Origin of the sequence: Mesorhizobium sp. 1M-11 (genome assembly GCF_001303895.1) — a bacterium.
GTDB lineage: Bacteria > Pseudomonadota > Alphaproteobacteria > Rhizobiales > Rhizobiaceae > Mesorhizobium.
In genome coordinates this window covers 24,450-45,667 of the sequence record NZ_LJSD01000051.1, presented here as the reverse complement: position 1 = coordinate 45,667, position 21,218 = coordinate 24,450, and the positions used below count along the sequence as shown (strand labels likewise).

The window sequence follows — 21,218 nt, the reverse complement described above, 5'->3', positions numbered from 1 at the left end:
GCGAAGGTGGCTGCGTGATAGCCGCAAGCTTTGGCAAATTCAAGATGGGTTGTCGCCGATTCTGCCGGAAACTCATGCGGCTCGTACGGCGCGGCGGTGGCGTTCCCTTCTCCCCTTGCGGGAGAAGGTGGATCGGCGCGCATGCGCCGAGACGGATCAGGGGTGTTGGAAGAAACGAGGCCGAGCAGGCAGTTCGCGCGGGGCTAAAACCGTTCTGCACCGCCGCGCTTTCCTCAACGTTCCGGAATGGATCCCCGACACTCTCCAGTCGCTGCGCTCCTTGCGAGGTCGAGGATGACGGCTCCATGTATGGCCGGTGCCAACTGTCACCGTTGGCGTCCAGCGTCACCTGGCGCTCCCAGTCGTACAACGGTCTTAGCGGCCAAGGCCTACGCTTGGCGAAGGCGAACAAGGAACTCCGTCATCCTCGACCTCGTGAGCGACCGTAGGGAGCGGAGAGTGTCGGGGATCCATTCCGAAACGCCGAAGGATTGGACTGAGCGGCCCAAGGAGAGACATCTGGCGCGGCAGTGGCGTTGCCTTCTCCCGCAAGGGGAGAAGAAAAGGCTCTAAGCCGCCAGCCTCGTCTTCGCCGCCTCGTATTCGCGCACCAGCCGCTCGACCAGTTCGGCCGCGGGCACGACCTTGTCGACGGCGCCGATGCCCTGGCCGCAGCCCCAGATCTCCTTCCACGCCTTGGCGCTGGCGAAATCCATCTTGGTCGGGTCGGAGACCGGCAGATTGTCCGGGTCCAGGCCCTGGGCGCGGATCGAGCCTTTCAGATAGTTGCCGTGCACGCCGGTGAAGAGGTTGGAATAGACGATGTCGGCGGCCTTGGAGTCGACGATCATCTTCTTGTAGCCGTCCATCGCGCGCGCCTCTTCGGTGGCGATGAAGGGCGAGCCGATATAGGCCATGTCGGCGCCCATCGCCTGCGCCGCCAGCACCGCGCCGCCATGGGCGATCGCCCCCGACAGAAGCAGCGGTCCGTCGAACCATTGCCGGATTTCCTGCACCAGCGCGAAGGGCGACAGCGTACCGGCGTGGCCGCCTGCGCCGGCCGCAACCGCGATCAGCCCGTCGGCGCCCTTTTCGATGGCCTTCCTGGCATGGCGGTCATGGATGATGTCGTGCAGCACGATGCCGCCATAGGAATGCACGGCCTGGTTCACTTCCTCGACCGCGCCCAGCGAGGTGATCACCACCGGCACCTTGTATTTCACGCAGAGCCGAAGGTCGTGCTCCAGGCGGGTGTTGGTCTTGTGCACGATCTGGTTGACAGCGAAAGGCGCCGAAGGGCGCTCGGGGCTGGCGGCATCGTGGCGGGCGAGTTCTTCAGTGATCTCGGCCAGCCAGTCGTCGAGCTGGGCTTCGGGGCGCGCGTTCAGTGCCGGAAACGAGCCGACGATGCCGGCCTTGCACTGCGCCAGCACCAGCGGCGGATGCGATATGATGAACAGCGGCGAGCCGACCACCGGTATCCGAACACGCTTGGTGAGAATGTCTGGCAGGGCCACGCTGCAGCCTCCCTTTGCATTGACGTTTCCGTAAACGTCAATTTCATAGCGCAAGCCGTTGGCCTCGGCAATCGCGCATCGGCCCGAAAATCGGAACGATTTTCGGAAAGCACGATGCGCAACTAAAAAGTGCTGGAGCGTCCTTTGCGCGTCCGCTGGACGCGCGGCGCTCCAGGCAGCAGCTTAAAGCGTCCTCAATGTATCCACAGGGAAGCGCAGTGCCGCGATACGACTCCCGAAAGCCACGGTTGAGCGCAAAAATACAAGCAATGGGCGTTGCTTAGGGGAAAATGGCAGCAGCCGACCGTTGATTGATTGTGTTCCGGCGGCTAACCATCAAGGAAATGTGACCGCCGCCCGGAAGGAAATCGATTTGGACCCGATCGAAAAGGCGATCCGCAACGCCTTCGAAAAAGGCGACCCCGACGATCGCGCATTCCGCGAGCGGGTCTATCGATCGGCCTTCGCGGCGCTCGACCGCGCCTTGCTGGCCAATCCGAACGTCACCGTCGAAGTGGCGATGAAGCGCCGCAAGGCGATGCAGGCCAAGATCGCCGAGATCGAATCGGAATTCCTGCCGGCGGTGCCGGGCGCAGCACCCGAGGTCGACCTCGATGGCGAAATCGGCGACCGTGCGCCGTCATCCGCCGCGCCCAGCCAGCCCGGTGGGCGCGTCGAGCCTTCGCTTGGCGCCCCGGGGGAGGCGCCGCGTTCGCGCGTGCTGCCCGTGGTGCCCGACATCATCCCCGAGGGCAGCCTGCCGCCCTCGGCGGCGGAGGCAGCCCTTGCCGGCAGCCTGCAGGTCTCGCCGGATCGCGACACGCGCCGCATCGGCCGCCGCCTGCCGCTGACGGCGATCTTCTTCGGCGTGACGATCCTGGCTCTCGTCGGCATCGGCCTGTGGTGGGCCATTCAGTCCAACGCCTTCAAGACGCTCGAACAGCTCGGCCAGTCGCCGGCGCAGACGCCGACGGTCTCCGACGAGGATTACCAGCCGGAAGGCGCGCCGAAGCTTTCCGGCGACGACACGCAGAACCGCAACTGGATCAACGTCTTCTCGCCGGAGAGCCCGGCGCAGGTTGCCACGCCGTCGGATGCGAAGGCTGAAGTGATGAAGGACGAATCCGGCGCCTTCATCCGCGTCACCTCCGGCGCGTCCGGTTCCGCCGTCTCCTTCGACGTCGGCCAGGGCATCCTGGAACAGATCGCCGGCAAGAAAGCCGTGTTCGACATCATCGCCCGCGCCGAGGACGGCAAGGAAACGCAGATGTCGGTCGACTGCAATTTCGGCGAACTGGGCGACTGCGGCCGCAAGCGCTACGTCGTCGGCAACGAGCGCAACGAATATCTGTTCGACGTGCAGCTGCCGTCCGGCCGCCCCGGCTCCGCCGGCACCATCGCCATCAACTCCGACTTCGACAAGCAGGGCAAGTCGGTGGACATCTACGAGATTCGGGTGTCGGTGACGGAGTAGGCGCGCGCCTTGCGGCCTAGCGCGGCGTTGGTATCTCCCCCCTTGCGGGGGGTGAGGGCCTGGTTCGCCGCAGGCGAATTGAAAGGTCCAGTGGACCTTTCAAAAGGCACGAACGCCTGAGGCCATAGCCGAGGGCCGGGCAACGCTGGCCATCTGCTTTTCTCATCTCTTTCGGAAAAGAGAGGGCTCTCATTTACGCAGCCCCTCAGCTGAAGATCCCCTCTCTTGGATTTTCTACGACTTAGACTGCGCCGCCCTGACGGGCGTGCTCGCTAAGATCGTGAAAATCCTTTCTCCCCCGCAAGGGGGGAGATAGAGGCGCCGCGCCTTCAGAAAGGGATCGTTTTAGGTGGATGGGATTGTGTAAATTGAACGCCAGCGCAGCAGACAAGCGCGGCGCAGGCTAAGTGCTAGAAATCGCAAGAGAGGGGATTTTCAGCCGCGACCTTTCGCAGCCTGCAGGATCGCAGAACACACCGCGTCGATGTTTTGCTCCACCTCGTCATTCCAGAATCGAAGAACTTGAAAGCCCTGTCCCTCGAAATGCCGATCGCGAATAACATCCCGCTGCGATTCCGCGTGCTGGCTGCCATCAACTTCCACGATCAGCCGTACCTCGAAACAGACAAAGTCGAGGATGTAGCCATCTAGTGGCACCTGCCGCTTGAACTTCAATCCTTCGAGCTGACGGTTACGCAAGGCTTGCCAGAGGACATTCTCAGCCTTCGTCGCATCGACACGCATCGTGCGAGCAAAGCCACGGTGTGAAGGTGTAACTGGCTGACGCATTGCGGGCATATCCCCTCTCTTGCGATTTCTAGCACTTAGCCTGCGCCGCCCTAAAGGGCGTGCTCGTCTAAGATGCTGAAATCGCTACCCGGCCCTCGGCTATGGCCTCGGGCGTTCGAGCCTTTTGAAAGGTCCACTGGACCTTTCAATTCGCCTGTGGCGAACCAGGCTCTCACCCCCCGCAAGGGGGGAGATAACAGCGCCGCGCCCTCGCACGGTCTGATCCATTGCGTGCGCAATTCGTTTCCCTGTGAGTTGGAAGCGCCGGCGCCTCTATCTCCCCCCTTGCGGGGGAGAAAGGATTTTCACGATCTTAGACGAGCACGCCCGCAGGGCGGCGCAGGCTAAGTCGTAGAAAATCCAAGAGAGGGGATTTTCAGCTGAGAGGTTCGCGTGATTTCTCGATTAGCCTCTAATCCAGCAGCGCCTGCAGCGTCTCGATGCGGTCGGCTTCGGCGGTCGGCTTGTCCCAGCGCAGGCGGGAGATGCGGGGGAAGCGCATGGCGACGCCGGATTTGTGGCGGGTCGAGCGGTTCAGGCCTTCGAAGGCGACTTCCAGCACCAGGCCGGCGGTGCGGTCGGCGCGCACCGAGCGCACCGGGCCGAAGCGCTCGATGGTGTTGTCGCGCACATATTTGTCGATCTGTTTCAGCTCCTCGTCGGTGAAGCCGAAATAGGCCTTGCCGACCGGCACCAGCTCTTCCGCGCCTTCCGGGCCCGACCAGACCCCGAAGGTGTAGTCGGAATAGAAGGAGGAGCGCTTGCCGTGGCCGCGCTGGGCATACATCAGCACCGCATCCACCGTGTGCGGGTCGCGTTTCCACTTGAACCACGGGCCTTTCGGCCGGCCGGCGACGTAGGGCGAATCCCAGCGCTTCAGCATCACGCCTTCGATGATCGGGTGCGGCGGGTTGCTGCGGCCGGCTTCGAGTTTGGCCCAACCGGTGAATGCCACCAGGGGCGACAGGTCGAAGCGGGCCGGGTCGAGCGTCTTGATGAAGTCTTCCGGCCGCGCGCGCCGTTCGCGGAAGGGCAGGGCGCGCAGGTCTTCGCCGCCTATCTGCAGCAGGTCATAGCAGCGCATGAAGGCTGGATATTGCGCCTGGATCTTCGGCGACACGCTCTTGCGGTTCAGCCGCTGCTGCAGGTCGGAGAAGGTGCCGGTGGCGCTGGGCGAGCCGACCAGCAGTTCGCCGTCCAGCACCGCCTCGAAGTCGATCGCGCCGGTGAGGTCCGGGAAGGCGCCGGCGACATCCTCGCCGGTGCGCGAATAGAGCCGGCGCACGCCGCCTTCGGAAGCCGCCTGCACGCGGATGCCGTCCCATTTCCATTCGGCGGCGTAGTCGGCAGGGTCGAGCTTCTCGAAATCCTTGTCCTCGGCCGGATGCGCCAGCATGACGGGCCGAAACAGCGCCTTGGCCGCGCGCTCGGGCTTGCCGGTCTTGCCCTCCAGCCAGGCGAACAGCTCGCTGTAGGGCGGCGTCAGCCCGTGCCACAGCTCCTCGATCTCACTCACGTCGACCGGGCCGAGATCGGCCACCGCCTGCTTGGCGAGCCTGGCCGACACGCCGATGCGCAGGCCGCCGGTGACCAGCTTGATGATGGCGAAGCGCGCCGAGATGCCGGCGCTGTCGAGCAGGCGCGCCAGCACTTGTCGCGCGTCGGAGCGGCTGGCCGCCTGCAATTTCGCCACGACTTCGCCCAGCGTCGGCACATGATTGGCGCGCGTGGCCGGGTCGGCCGGCCACACCAGCGAGACGGTCTCGGCAAGGTCGCCGACATAGTCGTAGGAATAGCCGAACAGCACCGGGTCCATGCGCTCGGTCACCAGCGCGCGCAGCATGGCCGGCTTCACCGCCGCGATCGACAGATCCCCGGTGATCGCCGCCAGCGCATAGCCGCGGTCCGGGTCCTCGACGCTGCGGAAATAGTCGGTGAGCAATTTCAGCTTGCCGTTGCGCGAAGGCGTCAGCACCAGCCGGTCGAGCAGTTCGGCGAAGCGGTTCATGGGCGGATGTCCTGCCTATGGCCGCATCCTCGATTGGCCGAGGATGTCGCATGCGATGTCCTGCACCGCCTCGGCGACGTCACCGTTCCGGAATGGATCCCCGACACTCTCCGGTCGCTCCGCTCCCTCACGAGGTCGAGGATGACGGTTGGTATGGAACGTCTCCGCCAATCTCCAACGTTGACGATGACACCGGTGCTTTCTGTCCGAGCTGAACTTCCTGTCAGGGCTGTCTCACGCGATGGTCTGCACCGCCCTGCTAGCGTCCCCGTTCCGGAATGGATCCCCGACACTCGCCGCTCCCTGCGGTCGCTTGCGAGGTCGAGGATGACGGCTGGTATGAGGCGTTTCCGCCAATCTCCGGCGTCGATGATGACATCGGCTCCGGCGCTGATCGTGGGGTCGGCGTTTGCGGGTTGCGCGAGGCGTAGAAAGTCCGTCATCCTCGACCTCGTCGGGAGCGGAGCGACCAGAGAGTGTCGGGGATCCATTCCGGAACGTGGGATGAAGAGCCCCCGGCTCACCTCCTGGCTCACCTCCGAACGCCCGCCGTCCATCATTGCCCCTCATCCTCATAGCCGATGAGGTGCAGCGGCTTGGCCGTCAGCCCTTCCAGCTCGCACCAGCGCACCAGCGCTTCCTCGCGGCCGTGGGTGACCCAGATCTCGCGCGCCCCGGTCTCCTTGATCGTTTCCGCCAGTTCGTCCCAGTCGCCATGGTCGGAGATGATCAGCGGCAGCTCGACGCCGCCCTGCTTGGCACGCTGGCGGATGCGCATCCAGCCCGACGCGAAGGAGGACACCGGGTCTGGGAAGCGCCGCGCCCAGCGGTCGGCGAAGGTGGACGGCGGGCCGATGACGACGGCCCCGGCGAAGTCCGCCTTGGTGCCGGTCTCGACCGTCGCCGGTTCGAGCTGGCCGAGATCGATGCCCTGGCTCTGGTAATAGTCCGAGATCTTGGCCATCGCGCCGTGGATGTAGATCGGCCGGTCGTAGCCGGCATCGCGCAGCAGCCGCATCACGCGCTGCGCCTTGCCCAGCGCATAGGCGCCGACCAGGTGCGAGCGCTCTGGGAACTGCTCCACCGAGCGCAGCAGCTTGGCGATCTCGTCCTCAGCCGGCGGATGCCTGAACACTGGCAGCGCGAAGGTCGCCTCGGTGATGAAGACATCGCACGGCACCACTTCGAAGGCGGCGCAGGTCGGGTCGGCCTGGCGCTTGTAGTCGCCCGAAGCCACGATGGTGAGGCCGTTGTATCGCACGGCGATCTGCGCCGATCCCAGCACATGGCCGGCCGGGTGGAAGGAGATGGAAACGCCGTTCAGCGTGATCGTCTCGCCGAGCCGGGCCGCCTGGGTGGTGCCGGCGAAATCCTCGCCATAGCGCAGGGCCATGATGTCGAGCGTCTCCCGCGTCGCCAGTACCGAGCGATGGCCGGAGCGGGCATGGTCGGAATGGCCGTGTGTGATCAGCGCGCGATCGACCGGGCTGACGGGATCGATGAAGAAGTCGCCGGGCGGGCAGTAGAGACCCTGGGGCCGGGAACAGAGCAGGTCGCTTGGGCGCATTCTTTCAGGATAGGTCATCGGCGGCCGGATGAAAGATGCTCCTGACAAGCCTGCTGCCAGATTTGTCAGGATGAGAGGCCCTTCCTTCTCCCCGTTCACGGGGAGAAGGTGTCACGAAGTGACGGATGAGGGGCGGCGCCAAACCTGCCGAAGTTGGCTCCGCCCCTCTCTGCCCTGCCGGGCATCTCTCCCCGTAAACGGGGCGAGAAAGGCAGCTTCGACGCGGCGCCCTTATCTCCCCCCTTGCGGGGGAGATAGGATTTTCACGATCTTAGACGAGCACGCCCTTTAGGGCGGCGCAGGCTAAGTCGTAGAAAATCGAAGAGAGGGGATCTTCAGCTGAGGGGTTTCATAGGTGAGAGCCCTTCTTCTGCTCTTCAAAGCAGGGTGTTTGAAAGCAGATCGCCAACGTTGTGCCGGCAAATCCCCTCTCTTGCGATTTCTAGCACTTAGCCTGCGCCGCCCTTCGGGCGTGCTCGTCTAAGATGCTGAAATCGCTTTCTCCCCCGCAAGGGGGGGAGATGCCGTGGCACATCCCCTTCTCCCCTTGTGGGAGAAGGTGGCCCGAAGGGCCGGATGAGGGGTGTTGGAAGAAACGAGGCGGAGGATCTCCTGCACCGTTTGAAGCGAACAATCGCGAAAGCGGCACTCCGTCCAACACCCCTCATCCGACCTCGCCCAAAACGGCGGCATAGCCGCCGGGGCTCGGCCACCTTCTCCTACAAGGGGAGAAGGCAGCAGGGGGCTTGCGCACGCCACCGCTCTCCGGCTAAGCGACGCGCCGGAGATTCTCCTCATGAAACCGCTACCCGCTTCGTCGGGCGACCTGCTTGCCGACCGCCGCGCCGATTACGCGGAGGCGCTGTTCGCTTCGCACGATTATGTCGATGCCGCCGCGCTGATGCTGGGCGCGCTGGAGCTGGCGCCCGGCTGGACGCTGGGCTGGTTCCGGCTGGGCGAAATGCAGGAAGCGGCGGGCGATCTTGATGCCGCCGCCCACGCCTGGACGATGGCGCTGAAGCTCGACCCCGCCGACCGGCCGGGCTCCGCGCTGAAACTGGCGCTGATCGGCAAGGCACCGGTTGCCGCCGCCCCGCCCAGCGCCTTCGTCGAGGCGCTGTTCGACCATTATGCGCCGAACTTCGACACCTCGCTGGTGGAGAAGCTGGACTACCGCGTGCCGGAATATCTGGACGAGGCGATCCGCGCGCAGGACAACCGCCGCTTCCGGCTGGCGCTCGATCTCGGCTGCGGCACCGGGCTGATGGGCGAAAGGCTGCGCCCGATCGCCGATCGCCTCGAAGGCTTCGACATTTCCGCCGCGATGCTGCGCAAGGCCGAGCGCAAGGGCGTCTACGACCGGCTCGGCAAGGCCGACCTGCAGCAGTTCTCCTATGACGGGCCGGCCCCCGATCTCGTCACCGCGGCCGATGTCTTCATGTATGTCGGCGCGCTGGAGGCAATCGTCGCCACGGTCGCCGGCCTGTTGGCCGCGGACGGCCTGTTCGCCTTCTCGGTCGAGAAGCTCTCCGGACCCGACGGCTTCGCCCTGCAGCCCTCGCGCCGCTACGCGCACTCCGAACCCTATGTCCGCGCCGTACTTTCCGCCAACGGGTTTTCCGTGCTGTCGCTCGCGGAGCGTGTCATCCGCCAGGACAGGCGCGAACCGGTCGCGGGATTGATTGTGGTGGCGGGGCGGTAGGGGCGCAGGCGCGCTATCTCCCCCCCTTGCGGGGGAGAAAGCGATTTCAGCAACTTAGACGAGCACGCCCGCAGGGCGGCGCAGGCTAAGTGCTAGAAATCGCAAGAGAGGGGATCTGCCCGCAATGCGTCAGCCAGTTACACCTTCAAGCCGTGGCTTTGCCCGTTCGATGCGTGCCGATGCGACGAAGGCAGAAAACGTCCTCTGGCAAACCCTGCGGAACCGTCAGCTCGAAGGATTGAAGTTTAAGCGGCAAGTACCGCTCGAGGGCTACATCCTCGATTTTGTCTGTTTCGAGGTAAGGCTGATCATAGAGGTCGATGGCAGCCAGCACGCGGATTCGCAGCGTGATGTTGCGCGTGACCGGCATTTCGAAGAGCTAGGCTTTCGCATTCTTCGTTTCTGGAACGATGAGGTGGAGCAAAACATCGATGCCGTGTGCCTGGCGATCTTGCAGGCTGCGAAGGGTCGCGGCTGAAGATCCCCTCTCTTGCGATTTCTAGCACTTAGCTCCGCTGCCCTTCGGGCATGCTCGCTAAGGTGCTGAAATCGCTTTCTCCCCCGCAAGGGGGGAGATAAGGGCGCGCCGCGCTTGTCCGCTGCGGTGGCGTTCAATTTACACAATCCCATCCACCTGAAACGATCCCCTTTCTGAAAGCGCGACGCTGCTATCTCCCCCCTTGCGGGGGAGAAAGGATTTTCACGATCTTAGCGAGCATGCCCGCAGGGCGGCGCAGTCTAAGTCGTAGAAAATCCAAGAGAGGGGATCTTCAGCTGAGGGATTTCATAAGTGAGAGCCTTCTCTTCTCCGAAACAGATGAGAAGAGCAGATCGCCGACGTTGCCCGGCCCTCGGCTATGGCCTCGGGCGTTCGAGCCCTTTGAAAGGTCCACTGGACCTTTCAATTCGCCTAGGGCGAACCAGGCTCTCACCCCCTCTCTTGCGATTTCTAGCACTTAGCCTGCGCCGCCCTGACGGGCGTGCTCGTCTAAGATGCTGAAATCGCTTTCTCTCCCGCAAGGGGAGAGATAAGGGGCCGCGCCGGTCGCCTCTCACTATCAACCGGCAAAGGACAGAGTCTTGCACCATCTGACCAAGGGTGCCCAATTCGCATCGTCTGGGCGAAGCGTCGACGCTGCTATCTCCCCCCTTGCGGGGGAGAAAGGATTTTCACGATCTTAGCGAGCACGCCCGCAGGGCGGCGCAGTCTAAGTCGTAGAAAATCCAAGAGAGGGGATTTTCAGCTGAGGGGTTTCATAAGTGAGAGCCTTCTCTTCTCCGAAACAGATGAGAAGAGCAGATCGCCGACGTTGCCCGGCCCTCGGCTATGGCCTCGGGCGTTCGAGCCCTTTGAAAGGTCCACAGGACCTTTCAATTCGCCTCTGGCGAACCAGGCTCTCACCCCCTCTCTTGCGATTTCTAGCACTTAGCTGTGCTGCCCTGCGGGCATGCTCGCTAAGGTGCTGAAATCGCTTTCTCCCCCGCAAGGGGGGAGATAGAGGCGCCGGCGCTTCCACAAAAACCGATCCCCTTTTGTTCCAAATTCCGCTTGGCTCTCGCCCACACCCGCGCTAGGTCTTTCCCGTGACCGCCGAACCGCGCCTTGCCGACGAGCCCGCCCTGCTGCCCGAACCGTTCACCCGGTGGTTCGCGGCCAAGGGCTGGGCGCCGCGCGCGCATCAGCTGGAGCTGCTCGCCAATGCCCGCGCCGGCCGCTCCATGCTTTTGATCGCGCCGACCGGTGCCGGCAAGACGCTGGCCGGCTTCCTGCCTTCGCTGACCGAACTCGCAGGCCGCCCCAGGCGCCGGCCAGGCGAGCGGCCGCGCGGCGTGCACACGCTCTACATCTCGCCGCTCAAGGCGCTGGCCGTCGACATCGAGCGCAATCTCGGCAAGCCTGTCGAGGAGATCGGTCTGCCGATCTCCATCGAGACGCGGACCGGCGACACGCCCGCCCACAAGCGCCAGCGCCAGAAGCTGGCGCCGCCCGACATCCTGCTCACCACGCCCGAACAGCTGGCGCTGCTGATCGCCTCCAACGGCGCCGACCGTTTCTTCGAGGACCTGCGCTACATCGTGCTCGACGAGCTGCATTCGCTGGTCACCTCCAAGCGCGGCCACCTGCTGGCGCTGGGGCTGGCGCGCCTGCGCTCCTTCGTGCCGGACCTCACCGCCATCGGGCTTTCCGCCACCGTCGCCGAGCCCGACGAGCTGCGCCGCTGGCTGGTGCCGCAGCCGCCGGGAGCGGCCCCCATGGCCGGCCTCATCACCGTCGCCGGCGGCGCCAAGCCCGACATCGCCATTCTCGATTCCCGCGCGCGCGTGCCGTGGTCCGGCCATTCGGCGCGCTATGCCATTCCCGAAATCTACGAGGCGATCCGCCGGCATAAAATGACGCTGTTGTTCGTCAACACGCGCAGCCAGGCCGAGCTGCTGTTCCAGGAACTGTGGCGGGCCAATGAGGATGCACTGCCGATCGCGCTGCATCACGGCTCGCTGGAAGTCGGCCAGCGCCGCCGCGTCGAGCAGGCCATGGCCGACAACGCGCTCAGCGCCATCGTCGCCACCTCCACGCTCGACCTCGGCATCGACTGGGGCGATGTCGACCTCGTCGTGCATGTCGGCGCGCCGAAGGGGGCCAGCCGCCTTGCCCAGCGCATCGGCCGCGCCAACCACCGCATGGACGAGCCTTCCAAGGCGATCCTCATCCCGGCCAACCGCTTCGAGGTGCTGGAATGCCGCGCAGCACTCGACGCCAACTATCTCGGCGCGCAGGACACGCCGCCGCTGCTCGCCGGCACGCTGGATGTGCTGGCGCAGCACGTGCTGGGCTCCGCCTGCGCCGCCCCCTTCGACGCCGACCAGCTTTATGCCGAGATCCGCACCGCCGCGCCTTATGCCGAGCTCACCCGCGAAACCTTCGACCGCGTCGTCGATTTCGTCGCCACCGGCGGCTACGCGCTGAGGAGCTACGAACGCTACGCCCGCATCCGCCGCACGAAAGAGGGGCTGTGGCGCGTCACCCATCCGCGCATCGCCCAGCAATACCGCCTCAATGTCGGCACCATCGTCGAGATGCCCGAGCTCAATGTGCGTTATGTGCGCCAGGGCCGCGGCATGGCCGGGCGCGGCGGCCCGGTGCTGGGCAAGATCGAGGAATATTTCGCCGAGACCCTGCGGCCGGGAGATAACTTTTTATTTGCCGGCAAGATATTGCACTTCGAAGGCATCCGCGAGAACGAGTGCATCGTCTCCAACGGCAGCGGCGCCAACATCATCGTGCCGAGCTATGCCGGCGGCAAGTTCCCACTCTCCACCTATCTGGCCGAGCAGGTGCGCGCAATGCTGGCCGACCCGGAGCGTTGGCAAAACCTGCCCGAACAGGTCGCCGAATGGCTGGCCATGCAGAAGCTGCGTTCGGTGCTGCCGAAAAAGGGCGACATGCTGGTCGAGACCTTTCCGAAGGGCAACCGCCACTACATGGTGTGTTACCCCTTCGAGGGCCGGCTGGCACACCAGACGCTGGGCATGCTGCTCACCCGCCGGCTGGAGCGCGCCAATGCCCGCCCGCTCGGCTTCGTCGCCACTGACTATTCGCTGGCCGTGTGGGCGCTGGACGACATGGGCGCGCTGTTCAGGAAAAAGCAGCCTTCGCTCGCCGAACTCTTCGACGAGGACATGCTGGGCGACGATCTCGACGCCTGGCTGAACGACAGCTGGATGCTGAAGCGCACCTTCCGCAACTGCGCCGTCATCGCCGGCCTGATCGAGAAGCGTTTCCCCGGCCAGGAAAAGAGCGGCCGCCAGGTCACCGTCTCGGCAGACCTGATCTACGACGTGCTGCGCAGCCACGAGCCCGACCACATCCTGCTGCAGGCCACCCGCAGCGACGCCGCCGCCGGCCTGCTCGATGTCAGCAGGCTTGGCGCGCTGCTCTCGCGCATTCGCGGTCGAATCGTGCATAAGGTGCTGGATCGCATTTCGCCGCTGGCCGTGCCGGTGATGCTGGAGATCGGCAAGGAGCCGGTGAACGGCGGCGCCAATGAGTCGCTGCTGATGGAAGCGGCCGATCTGGTCGAAGAGGCGATGGGACCCAGATGAATTTTTCGGCCGCGCGTGCAGTGACAGCCATAGGCGGCGAGGCGGTGACCGTCGCCGGCGAGCGCGCGTTGTGCGATCCGCGCGGCACGCTCTTCTTCCCCGACCTTTCGCTGCTCGCCGTCTCCGACCTGCATCTGGAAAAAGGCTCGTCCTTCGCCCGCCGCGGCGCGCTGATCCCGCCTTACGACACCGCAGCCACCTTGGCCCGCCTGGAAACGGTGATCGCCGACTATCAGCCGCGCATCGTCGTCAGCCTCGGCGACTCCTTCCATGACGGCAAGGGCGCCGAGCGCCTGCATCCCGATTTCCGCCTGCGGCTGGGAGAGCTGATGACGGGGCGCGACTGGTTCTGGATCGCCGGCAACCATGACCCGGAAGCCCCGGCCGACCTACCCGGCGAAACCGTGCTGGAGCTCGCCGTCGGCGCCGTGCTGTTCCGCCACGAGCCGTCGAAGCTGCGCGTCGAAGGCGAGATCGCCGGCCACCTGCACCCCTGCGCCCGCATCGTCCAGCGCGGCCGCTCCGTCCGCCGCCGCTGCTTCGCCGGCGACGGCACCCGCCTCATCATGCCCGCCTTCGGCGCCTACACCGGCTCCCTCAACGTACTCGACCGCGCCTATCAGGGGCTGTTCAGGCGCGAGACGCTGATGGCGTATATGCTGGGGGCGGAGCGGGTGTTTGCGATTTCGGGGGCGATGCTGCGGCCGGGGTGAGAGGGCGAGCAACTAGCTATCTAGCCAATCCTATCAGGCACGAAAATGGCGTTTGCTAGGATCACGCTGAGCTTGGGTGATTGGATATATCAATGGGGTTAGGAGTTAAGCGCAACGAGAAGTGCTGGTGTGGCTCAGGCCGCAAGTTCAAGCTGTGCCATCTTGCCCGAGAAAGTCAGGCGCCAATCAAAGAATGGGAGGCCGAGAGAGCATTCCGCGACGAGTTCCGGAAACCAACTTGCTCTGCTCCCGTCGACTGGCACCCATGCTGCAGCGGCAGAATCATCCGTGCCCACACTGTGCCTCGATCTGGAAGCTTGAATCGCATCGCACGAGACGGGCATGTTTATGCGTTCATCCCGACCATCGAAAACCTTAACAAGAATGCGGGCAAGCTCGACCCGGTATTAGTTGGCGTGCACAGCGCATCAACCTTCACAGGTTTCTGCTCGGTACACGACGATGCGATCTTCGCGCCAGTTGAAAAGCTATCGTTCACCGCGTCAGCGGAACAATGTTTTCTCCTTGGCTACCGTGCAATGGCGCGTGAGCGTTACACTAAGGAGAGTTCGGTACGTATGTCGTCGATCCGCCGCCTTGCCGATCGAGGCAAGGGCGTTGACCGTCAAATAGAAGTGCAGATGCTGAATCAGTTGTTCGAGTACGGGCTTGCAGCTGGTGTAGAAGATACGATAGCTCAGATGGAAGGCTACTCCTCGCGGTTGATGACCGGGGATTACGGAGACGTCAGGGCGTATGTGATCGAGACAGTCGATCCACCTCCCGTCATGTGCTCTGCCGGCTGGCTGCCTTCATCAGATTTTGATGGAAACGAACTGCAGGACATTGCTGCACCTAAGCGTCTCGCCGCGATGACTGTGACATCGATGTGGGGGGGTACAAAGGGCGCGATAGTTTTTCAGTGGTTCGCACAAGATGACGACGTCTGCCGCCGGTTCATTGGTTCGCTTGACCGCGTTGATAGCGCAGGAATAGGCGCGGCGTTGGTCAGGCTCATGTTCGAGCACTTTGAGAATGTCCACATTTCCCCCGACTGGTGGGAAGGTTTGCCAGAACTAACCAAATCCTCTCTTATCCATCGTATGGCGCGGTCGGCTAATATGTTCGCTCGACAGCTCGACAAGCCGCTGATCGATGACGGCTTAGCCCTCCCAGAATGGAAGATAGAAGGCAGATTTACGATTGGTTATACACGAGAAGGTTGATTGCCTCTTGAGTGTCGGAGACGATGAGGCGCTTCCGGAAGAGGTTGGAGTATTTCTGGCTCGCTTAGATGAAATTTTCAACAAGAATGAACGGAGACTTTTCTGCTTTCCCTTGTCTCATTTGTGAGAGATAAATATCGAAATTATGGACGACGCAGACCCTAAATTTTCTTTTTGCGAAGCCTTTTAGAGCTTTGCTGGATGTTTTTGTTAGATAGCCTAATGTTATCAATGAAGGATTGAAGTGTTCGTCCGTGGGGGTTCCTGGCTTCAATTTCTTGAGCTTCGATGGTGTAATTTCATGCACTATTCCAATGAATTGTGCGAGAAGCATCGGATATACAACGAGTTTTTTAACTTCAGCAAAGGTTGCGAGCGCTGCATTGTCCAATGCTACCCATGCTGTCTTAGGTTTTTCTTTTGGGACTTGGTCGGAACCAACTACAACGGCTACATCCACAACGTAAACCGCTCCATCCTTGTGCGCGCCCATTACGGATAGATTCGAGTGAATCTCATAAAGCTCATCCCCTTTTACGCACTGAAACCATGAGAAGTTGTAAGGGTATCCGCGAGAGGATAGCTTAGCTACGAATAGGCCATTTATCGCATTCTCAACGGTAACGGTGTAGCCGGCGAGTCGATAGTGTTCCGATGCCATTGTGAGAGCACCCAATTCAAGCAACGCAGTTTCGCGCACCGCGAGCTGATGAAATTGGACCGCATGCGAATTGATGAACGCCTTCAGCGATTTTTCGATTTCAGGGGCGTTCAATCTGACTCCGCAAACATTTTATGCGCTATCTCACTGAGGCTGTTAGCTTCAATCACCAACTCTTCAATACGGAGTTGGGTCATCAACTGCTGCAATGTCTCGCGTAAATGCCGCCCCTCTAAAAACGGCCGTGAGTCTTGGCTGATTTCGTCTCGCCCCACACGAAAGCCTCTCACCTGGATCGCACCTTCAGCACGTGTCTCAGTCCGCGTAGCGGCTCCAATGCAATCAGCCATGATCCAATATTGGCTATTTACGAATGACCAAATTCTACGAATCGCTACGATTAGCAAGAATTGGTCCAATCGCTCGCCCTGAATATCGACTCGGGCTTCTTTCGCTATATCTGAAATTGCAGCTGCAACCGCATCCACATAACCGTTGACGCTCTCTTTCAGTGAATACGGCAAGCCCGCCGTCATATTCTGAATTTGTTGACTTGCCATAGCCTCCCCCGGTTAGCCACCACAACGCCTAGACCTAAATTAGGCCGGATCTCCAGTTAGCCTTCAACCCCACAACGGACGCGGGCTGCCTGCGATCTCGAAGGGCAAGTTTACAGCTTCATCAAGTTAAATCCGGGTTTGACTTCGCAAGCATTCAATCGCTGATTGAATGGCATGATTCTGTGGTTGCAGAGTGCCCCATTCCTTCCAAAAATCCCGTGTTGCGCTGTCAGGCGTTATTTTTGGGATATCCAGTTTAATGCGAGTAGGAAGCAGTACAGCATCACCGAGAAGTAGCGCTTCCCCGGTGTCTAGGAGGGGAAGGATGCTCGTGAGCCCTGCAAGCGAATCTGGCATGAGGCGTTTTATCACCCCCTGATCTGTCTCGTTCGTCAATCGCAGTGCGAGAAAATTGTTGCACTGGCTCAGAATTGTTCGGCTCACATCTGAGGGGCGTTGGCTGACGACCAATAGGGAAAAGCCGTACTTTCGGCCCTCTTTCGCAATCCGTTCGAAAGAGCCAAGAGCTTGACGCTGCACGACATCGGCATCGTCGCGTACAGGAAGGTAAAGATGGGCTTCGTCACACAATAGCGTGACGGGAGTTCGGTCTTTTGGACTCATCCAAAACTGGACATCGTATAAGAGACGCGCGAGTGTTCCGGTCACAACAGGAAGAACGTCGGCTGGCACCTCAGAAAAGTCGATTACCTTGATCCCAGAGCGATCATCGGAAGCGAAAAGCTTGAGAACCTGTTCTGTCAGCCAATCATATGACATTGCTTGATCTGGAGGGGCGAACATAAATCCATATCGTCTGTCATCAAGCTTTGCCTCAAGTCTCGATAAGAAACGAGTAAGTTTGTCTTCCCATTCACCTTTGACGGGGCCGTTTTTCCCGACGCCCTTTGTAGTATTGTCGGCTTCAAGCAATCGAACAAGCTTCTTCACATCGTAGGGGATCGGCGAGTCGACAGTGAAGGTTTTCTTTACTGAATCGCGTCTTTCTACGTCCAGTGTTTCGGCTTTCAGCGTTCTCACATGTAATGTGAACCGAGAAGCCTGATTCGGAGCGTTTTGGTCACTACGGTCCAAGATCATTGACAGCATTTCGTCGCGGTTCAGAAGCCAGTAAGGTAGAAACAGAACATCGTCACCTGGCTTTTCTAGATCGCCTGGCCCGGCTATGCGAAATCGACAAGCGAAGCCGTCCCTTGTCTTGTCGGCCAGTGGTGCATATTCACCATGCATGTCGAATATGATGATGTTTGGGAACTTCAGTTTGGCAGCTCTCTCCAGGATCAACGCGACGGCCCAACTTTTACCGGACCCGGTACTTCCCAAGATTGCAGCATGGCGCTGAAAAAACTTGTCGCCGCTTGCAATAGCGTCAGCTGACCGATCCGCGACAAATGTACCTAGTTTGAGGCGTTCATCCTCCGAGAACCCAGCGCCGAGGATACCCATAAATCGTTGAAGGTTTGCTCCTTCAATTACGAAGCATTCTCGATCGATTTGTGGAAAACTATCTGCACCACGTTTGAAAGTATTCGATTTTGCTCCTTCGACCGTTCGAAATGTTCCAATAAGCACGGCCCGTATGAGATCAGTTGGCACCGTAGCAAGTAATCCGCCATCTTCGCCTGTTAGTTCGAAGTCCGGCAACTCCTCTCTCACGGTTCGAGTTACGCGTTCCGTCATAGAGATAAGATATTCTCGCTCGGTAGCTCCTCGGATTGCCACGAGTTGGCCAATTCCAATACGTGTCAGCAATTGAGAGTTTGCCACATCGATCGCGACCCGGCTGGTATCGACTGAGGCCACACGACCAATCTTGTCATCTTCGGAAAATTGGAGTGCCGCATCAGTCATGGTTCGAGTACCTCTGAAATAAAAGCGGCGAGATCCCACAGCGCGAGACCCGGAAGGAAGTGTTCCATCTTGTTGATGAAGACCGATGATCCCTCCTTGCCGGCGCTAGACCCCCGCTGGATGGCAGTAATATTGGCGTGCTCTTGAGCAAGCTTTAGGGCATTTTCTGAAAGTGCGTATGTTAGAAGAAGCGTTGGCACACCGCCCCTGATACGCGGCGTCAGATGAGTTTCGAGATGGTCGTCATTGAACCCGTATCCGAGAATCAGAAAACGGCTTGCCTTGTCGATTGCTCCATTCGCGCGCTCGCGATGTCGATCGAATGGGCTTTCATACCCGTTGCGAAACTTATTTAGCCCAGGAGTAATGATAAGACGAGGAAGCGGCAGGTCTCCCGCATAGCTGACGGGCTTTCCTTCACGATAGTACCAATCAAGGCTTCCATGAGGTTTGAAGACATTCACACGCGGTCGATAGCGATACTGAGCGATCTTACCTTTCAGTATCACGTCTCGAATAAAGCTTAGACGACTTTCCTGCTCGTTCAGATGTCCAGCAAATTGGCCCACAAAGAGCGTGTCGACACCAAGGCCGGCCTCTTCCGAAGCGATTTCGATAAGCCGATCATAGTTTGTAGTGATTACAGACACACCGCTGGTCGGCTTCAAGAGGTGATTTAAAAGTCTTGTGAAACGTAGCGTTCGCGTCCTATTGAAGACCTCCGTTACGATTTCTCGCTCCTTTTGTGCGATCAATTCAGCAGTCTTCGCAACGATCACTGCTTCAAGGCTAACGCTAGGAGGTTTGGCAAGCAGAGCCGCCTCTAATCCGCTCGCAGTGATCATGGGTGACAGCTCTGCCCAAAGCGCCATATCCTCATCTGAAAGCCCAACTGCAACCGTCTCTTGCAGGTAACATGCCAGCGCCCCCATGCTGGGGAGCCCTTCTGCAGACGATAGGCCAGATCCCACGACCGTCACGAGACCGTCGGTGAAGTGGCGCTGTAGCGCCGATTTCAGCTCATGTAGTTCCAAGTGCCCCCCCGGGCAGTGCAGCCAAATATATATACGGCGGATTCAATTAAATCATCTCATGGGATACAAAAAAGTGGTTGAAACAAGGATCAAATTCGTCGCCTGTCTTTCGATAAGTGCGGCATAGGGCTTTGGCTCTGATTGATCGCCTGTGGGTGTTTCGTAAAATTAAAAACTCAAGTCGAACCTGTTTACCTTCTGCCGATCACATCCGGTTCGTTGAGTTTGATGATTCCGCGCTTAGAGCCAACGAAGTACCTGCCAACAGGTTGTACCCTTGGCGATAAAACCGAACCGCCCTCCAAGGACCGCCACCCAATGAAACTCCTCTTCAGCCGCAACCCCAATCCTCGCTTGGCAGTCGCGGTCGCCCGCCATCTCGATGCTAAGGTCGAGTTTGAATTCGCCTCGCCTTTTGCGCCGGGGCAGGCGGAGCGCTATCGGCCGCTCAATCCCAATCTTTCATTACCCATCCTGGTCGGCCCGGCAAAAAGCCTCTGGGAGGCCGATGCCATCGCGTGCCGGCTGTCGCGCGATGCGGGTTCCGATTTCTGGAGGGCCGGCGACGACGAGCCGGAGATGATCCGCTGGCTGAGCTGGGGCAAGGAGAACTTCGCGCGGGCTTGCGACATCGTGCATTTCGAGCGCGGCACCAAACAGCGCTACGGGCTTGGCGCGATCGATCATGAACAGGTCGAGGAGGGGCTGAGACGCTTCGCCACCGCCGCCGCGATCCTGGAGGCCGAGCTTTCCGGGCGAAGCTGGCTGGTGGGGGATACGGTTTCCTACGCCGACTTCCGGATGGCAACCTTCCTGCCCTTCAACGATGCCGCCAGATTGCCGCTCGGCGATTATCCTTCCCTGAGCCGCTGGTATGGCCAGCTCGAAGCGATCGATGCCTGGCGCGATCCGTTCCAGGGGCTGGATGCACCCGAGCTGGCTCCCATCCCGGCTGGATGAACCGATCCAGCCAAATTCCGATTCGAACTTTTCCCGACTTCGGCGCATCTTATGGTCCATGGGATATCAGGCTCATATCCGGCTGACGGATGCTGAGCTGGCTGTCGCGGCCAGTGGCGGGGATTGCGCCTGTCTTGGGCTGCTGCTGGAGCGCCATCGGCCGAGGCTTTATGCGGCGGCGTTGCGGCTGCTCGGTTACGGGCCGGAAGCCGAAGATGCCGTTCACGACACGTTTCTGATCGCGCTCAGGCACATCGGCGATGTGAAGGATGCACAGGCGGTCGTCGGCTGGCTGCACACCGTGCTGCGCCGTTGCTGCCTGCAGCAGTTGCGCCGCAGGCGCGGCGAGGTGCTGGTCGCCGAGGTTCCCGAGCGCAGCGACGAGAGCGCCGGCGTCGAGGAACGGCTGGAGAAGGCAGCACTGCGCGACTGGGTGTGGGATGCCCTGCGCAAGCTGCCCGAGCCGCTGCAGGCCACCGCCTTGCTGCGCTATTTCGGCAGCTATCCATCCTATGAGGAACTGGCCACCATCCTGGGGGTGCCGATCGGCACCGTGCGCAGCCGCCTGTCGGAAGCCAAGCGCAAACTGGCCGAGATGCTGCTGGAGACGGCGGGCCTCGTCGATGGCGAGAGCCGGCAGCAATCGCAGGAGCATCAGCGGTTCTATTTCGAGATCTTCGATCGCCTCAATCGCAATGGCGAGCGCGACCGCTTTCTCACCCATTTCGCGGAAGACCTCTGTCTCGTGCGCGGGGGAGGGCAGCCGGTGCAGGGGCGCTCGTATCTCGCCTGCGAGGTCGATTCCGACACGGATGCCGGCGTCCGGCTCGAGCCGCAACGCGTTCTCGGCGCCGGCAACGTCATCGTCGTCGAGGGGCGGTTCGCAAATCCGCCGGAGGATCCCTTCCATTGTCCGCCCGGTGTCGTCCTGGTGATCTTCCAGCGGGATGGAACGGCCCGGCGCCTTCATCTCCATCTTTCGCCGCGTCCGCCTCGGACAGGTGAGGACTGATCGAACTTTCTCCCGCGCCCGC

The 21,218-nt window shown here is 61.2% G+C and carries 16 protein-coding genes; 8 read left to right on the top strand and 8 right to left on the bottom strand.

Going from position 1 to position 21,218, the window contains the following annotated elements:
• Positions 1 to 569: 569 nt before the first annotated feature.
• On the bottom strand, positions 570 to 1,517 hold the full coding sequence (locus tag AO692_RS21050) for a nitronate monooxygenase family protein (protein WP_054312404.1): 948 nt from the start codon (positions 1,515 to 1,517) through the stop codon (positions 570 to 572).
• A gap of 373 nt (positions 1,518 to 1,890) precedes the next feature.
• Here AO692_RS21050 and AO692_RS21045 point away from each other — a divergent pair, with 373 nt between their 5' ends.
• Positions 1,891 to 2,991, top strand: a complete 1,101-nt coding sequence (locus tag AO692_RS21045) for a hypothetical protein (RefSeq protein ID WP_054312403.1) — start codon at positions 1,891 to 1,893, stop codon at positions 2,989 to 2,991.
• 435 nt (positions 2,992 to 3,426) lie between these two features.
• Here the strand turns inward: AO692_RS21045 and AO692_RS21040 are convergent, their stop codons facing one another.
• The 3 genes from AO692_RS21040 to AO692_RS21030 all read right to left on the bottom strand — a co-directional run bounded on the left by AO692_RS21040 (position 3,427) and on the right by AO692_RS21030 (position 7,355).
• Positions 3,427 to 3,780 (bottom strand): DUF559 domain-containing protein, encoded by a 354-nt coding sequence (locus tag AO692_RS21040; protein WP_054312010.1) that lies wholly within the window; start codon positions 3,778 to 3,780, stop codon positions 3,427 to 3,429.
• 412 nt (positions 3,781 to 4,192) lie between these two features.
• Positions 4,193 to 5,788, bottom strand: a complete 1,596-nt coding sequence (locus AO692_RS21035) for a cisplatin damage response ATP-dependent DNA ligase (RefSeq protein WP_054312009.1) — start codon at positions 5,786 to 5,788, stop codon at positions 4,193 to 4,195.
• A gap of 556 nt (positions 5,789 to 6,344) precedes the next feature.
• On the bottom strand, positions 6,345 to 7,355 hold the full coding sequence (locus tag AO692_RS21030) for a ligase-associated DNA damage response exonuclease (RefSeq protein ID WP_054312402.1): 1,011 nt from the start codon (positions 7,353 to 7,355) through the stop codon (positions 6,345 to 6,347).
• Positions 7,356 to 8,151: 796 nt separating this feature from the next.
• Between AO692_RS21030 and AO692_RS21025 the strand changes: the two genes are divergently transcribed.
• From AO692_RS21025 to AO692_RS21005, 5 genes are all read left to right on the top strand, one after another.
• Positions 8,152 to 9,057, top strand: coding sequence for a methyltransferase (locus tag AO692_RS21025; RefSeq protein ID WP_054312008.1), 906 nt, complete (start codon positions 8,152 to 8,154; stop codon positions 9,055 to 9,057).
• A 124-nt stretch (positions 9,058 to 9,181) separates the two neighbouring features.
• A complete protein-coding gene (locus tag AO692_RS21020) occupies positions 9,182 to 9,535 on the top strand; it encodes a DUF559 domain-containing protein (protein ID WP_054312007.1) in 354 nt (117 codons plus the stop codon).
• A 1,106-nt stretch (positions 9,536 to 10,641) separates the two neighbouring features.
• Entirely contained in the window at positions 10,642 to 13,158 is a 2,517-nt protein-coding gene (locus tag AO692_RS21015) for a ligase-associated DNA damage response DEXH box helicase (RefSeq protein ID WP_054312006.1), read from the top strand.
• Positions 13,155 to 13,871 carry a ligase-associated DNA damage response endonuclease PdeM gene (pdeM, locus tag AO692_RS21010; protein WP_054312005.1) on the top strand — a complete coding sequence of 239 codons (717 nt, stop codon included), beginning with the start codon at positions 13,155 to 13,157 and terminating at the stop codon, positions 13,869 to 13,871. The genes AO692_RS21015 and pdeM overlap by 4 nt, the downstream gene beginning before the upstream one ends.
• A gap of 317 nt (positions 13,872 to 14,188) precedes the next feature.
• Positions 14,189 to 15,097, top strand: coding sequence for a hypothetical protein (locus tag AO692_RS21005; protein ID WP_054312004.1), 909 nt, complete (start codon positions 14,189 to 14,191; stop codon positions 15,095 to 15,097).
• Positions 15,098 to 15,161: 64 nt separating this feature from the next.
• Here the strand turns inward: AO692_RS21005 and AO692_RS21000 are convergent, their stop codons facing one another.
• The 4 genes from AO692_RS21000 to AO692_RS20985 form a co-directional block, all read right to left on the bottom strand.
• Positions 15,162 to 15,872 carry a hypothetical protein gene (locus AO692_RS21000; RefSeq protein WP_054312003.1) on the bottom strand — a complete coding sequence of 237 codons (711 nt, stop codon included), beginning with the start codon at positions 15,870 to 15,872 and terminating at the stop codon, positions 15,162 to 15,164.
• Positions 15,869 to 16,318 carry a hypothetical protein gene (locus AO692_RS20995; protein WP_054312002.1) on the bottom strand — a complete coding sequence of 150 codons (450 nt, stop codon included), beginning with the start codon at positions 16,316 to 16,318 and terminating at the stop codon, positions 15,869 to 15,871. The genes AO692_RS21000 and AO692_RS20995 overlap by 4 nt, the downstream gene beginning before the upstream one ends.
• Before the next feature lie 126 nt (positions 16,319 to 16,444).
• On the bottom strand, positions 16,445 to 18,190 hold the full coding sequence (locus AO692_RS20990; protein WP_054312001.1) for an ATP-binding protein: 1,746 nt from the start codon (positions 18,188 to 18,190) through the stop codon (positions 16,445 to 16,447).
• The gene (locus tag AO692_RS20985) at positions 18,187 to 19,224 is read right to left on the bottom strand and encodes an SIR2 family protein (RefSeq protein ID WP_054312000.1); all 1,038 of its coding nucleotides are present in this window, start codon (positions 19,222 to 19,224) and stop codon (positions 18,187 to 18,189) included. The genes AO692_RS20990 and AO692_RS20985 overlap by 4 nt, the downstream gene beginning before the upstream one ends.
• 318 nt (positions 19,225 to 19,542) lie before the next feature.
• Here AO692_RS20985 and AO692_RS20980 point away from each other — a divergent pair, with 318 nt between their 5' ends.
• Together AO692_RS20980 and AO692_RS20975 are read left to right on the top strand one after the other, a co-directional pair.
• Complete coding sequence (locus AO692_RS20980; RefSeq protein WP_054311999.1) at positions 19,543 to 20,184, top strand: glutathione S-transferase family protein; 642 nt, start codon at positions 19,543 to 19,545, stop codon at positions 20,182 to 20,184.
• 58 nt (positions 20,185 to 20,242) lie between these two features.
• Positions 20,243 to 21,196 carry a sigma-70 family RNA polymerase sigma factor gene (locus tag AO692_RS20975; RefSeq protein ID WP_054311998.1) on the top strand — a complete coding sequence of 318 codons (954 nt, stop codon included), beginning with the start codon at positions 20,243 to 20,245 and terminating at the stop codon, positions 21,194 to 21,196.
• The last annotated feature ends 22 nt before the right edge of the window (positions 21,197 to 21,218 follow it).

Excerpts from the sequence above, each read along its gene's own strand:
- AO692_RS21040 (WP_054312010.1), bottom strand. The coding sequence starts at position 3,780 with ATGCGTCAGCCAGTTACACCTTCACACCGTGGCTTTGCTCGCACGATG.
- AO692_RS21035 (WP_054312009.1), bottom strand. The coding sequence starts at position 5,788 with ATGAACCGCTTCGCCGAACTGCTCGACCGGCTGGTGCTGACGCCTTCG.
- AO692_RS21030 (WP_054312402.1), bottom strand. The coding sequence starts at position 7,355 with ATGCGCCCAAGCGACCTGCTCTGTTCCCGGCCCCAGGGTCTCTACTGC.
- AO692_RS21025 (WP_054312008.1), top strand. The coding sequence starts at position 8,152 with ATGAAACCGCTACCCGCTTCGTCGGGCGACCTGCTTGCCGACCGCCGC.
- AO692_RS21020 (WP_054312007.1), top strand. The coding sequence starts at position 9,182 with ATGCGTCAGCCAGTTACACCTTCAAGCCGTGGCTTTGCCCGTTCGATG.
- pdeM (WP_054312005.1), top strand. The coding sequence starts at position 13,155 with ATGAATTTTTCGGCCGCGCGTGCAGTGACAGCCATAGGCGGCGAGGCG.
- AO692_RS20995 (WP_054312002.1), bottom strand. The coding sequence starts at position 16,318 with ATGGCAAGTCAACAAATTCAGAATATGACGGCGGGCTTGCCGTATTCA.
- AO692_RS20990 (WP_054312001.1), bottom strand. The coding sequence starts at position 18,190 with ATGACTGATGCGGCACTCCAATTTTCCGAAGATGACAAGATTGGTCGT.
- AO692_RS20980 (WP_054311999.1), top strand. The coding sequence starts at position 19,543 with ATGAAACTCCTCTTCAGCCGCAACCCCAATCCTCGCTTGGCAGTCGCG.
- AO692_RS20975 (WP_054311998.1), top strand. The coding sequence starts at position 20,243 with ATGGGATATCAGGCTCATATCCGGCTGACGGATGCTGAGCTGGCTGTC.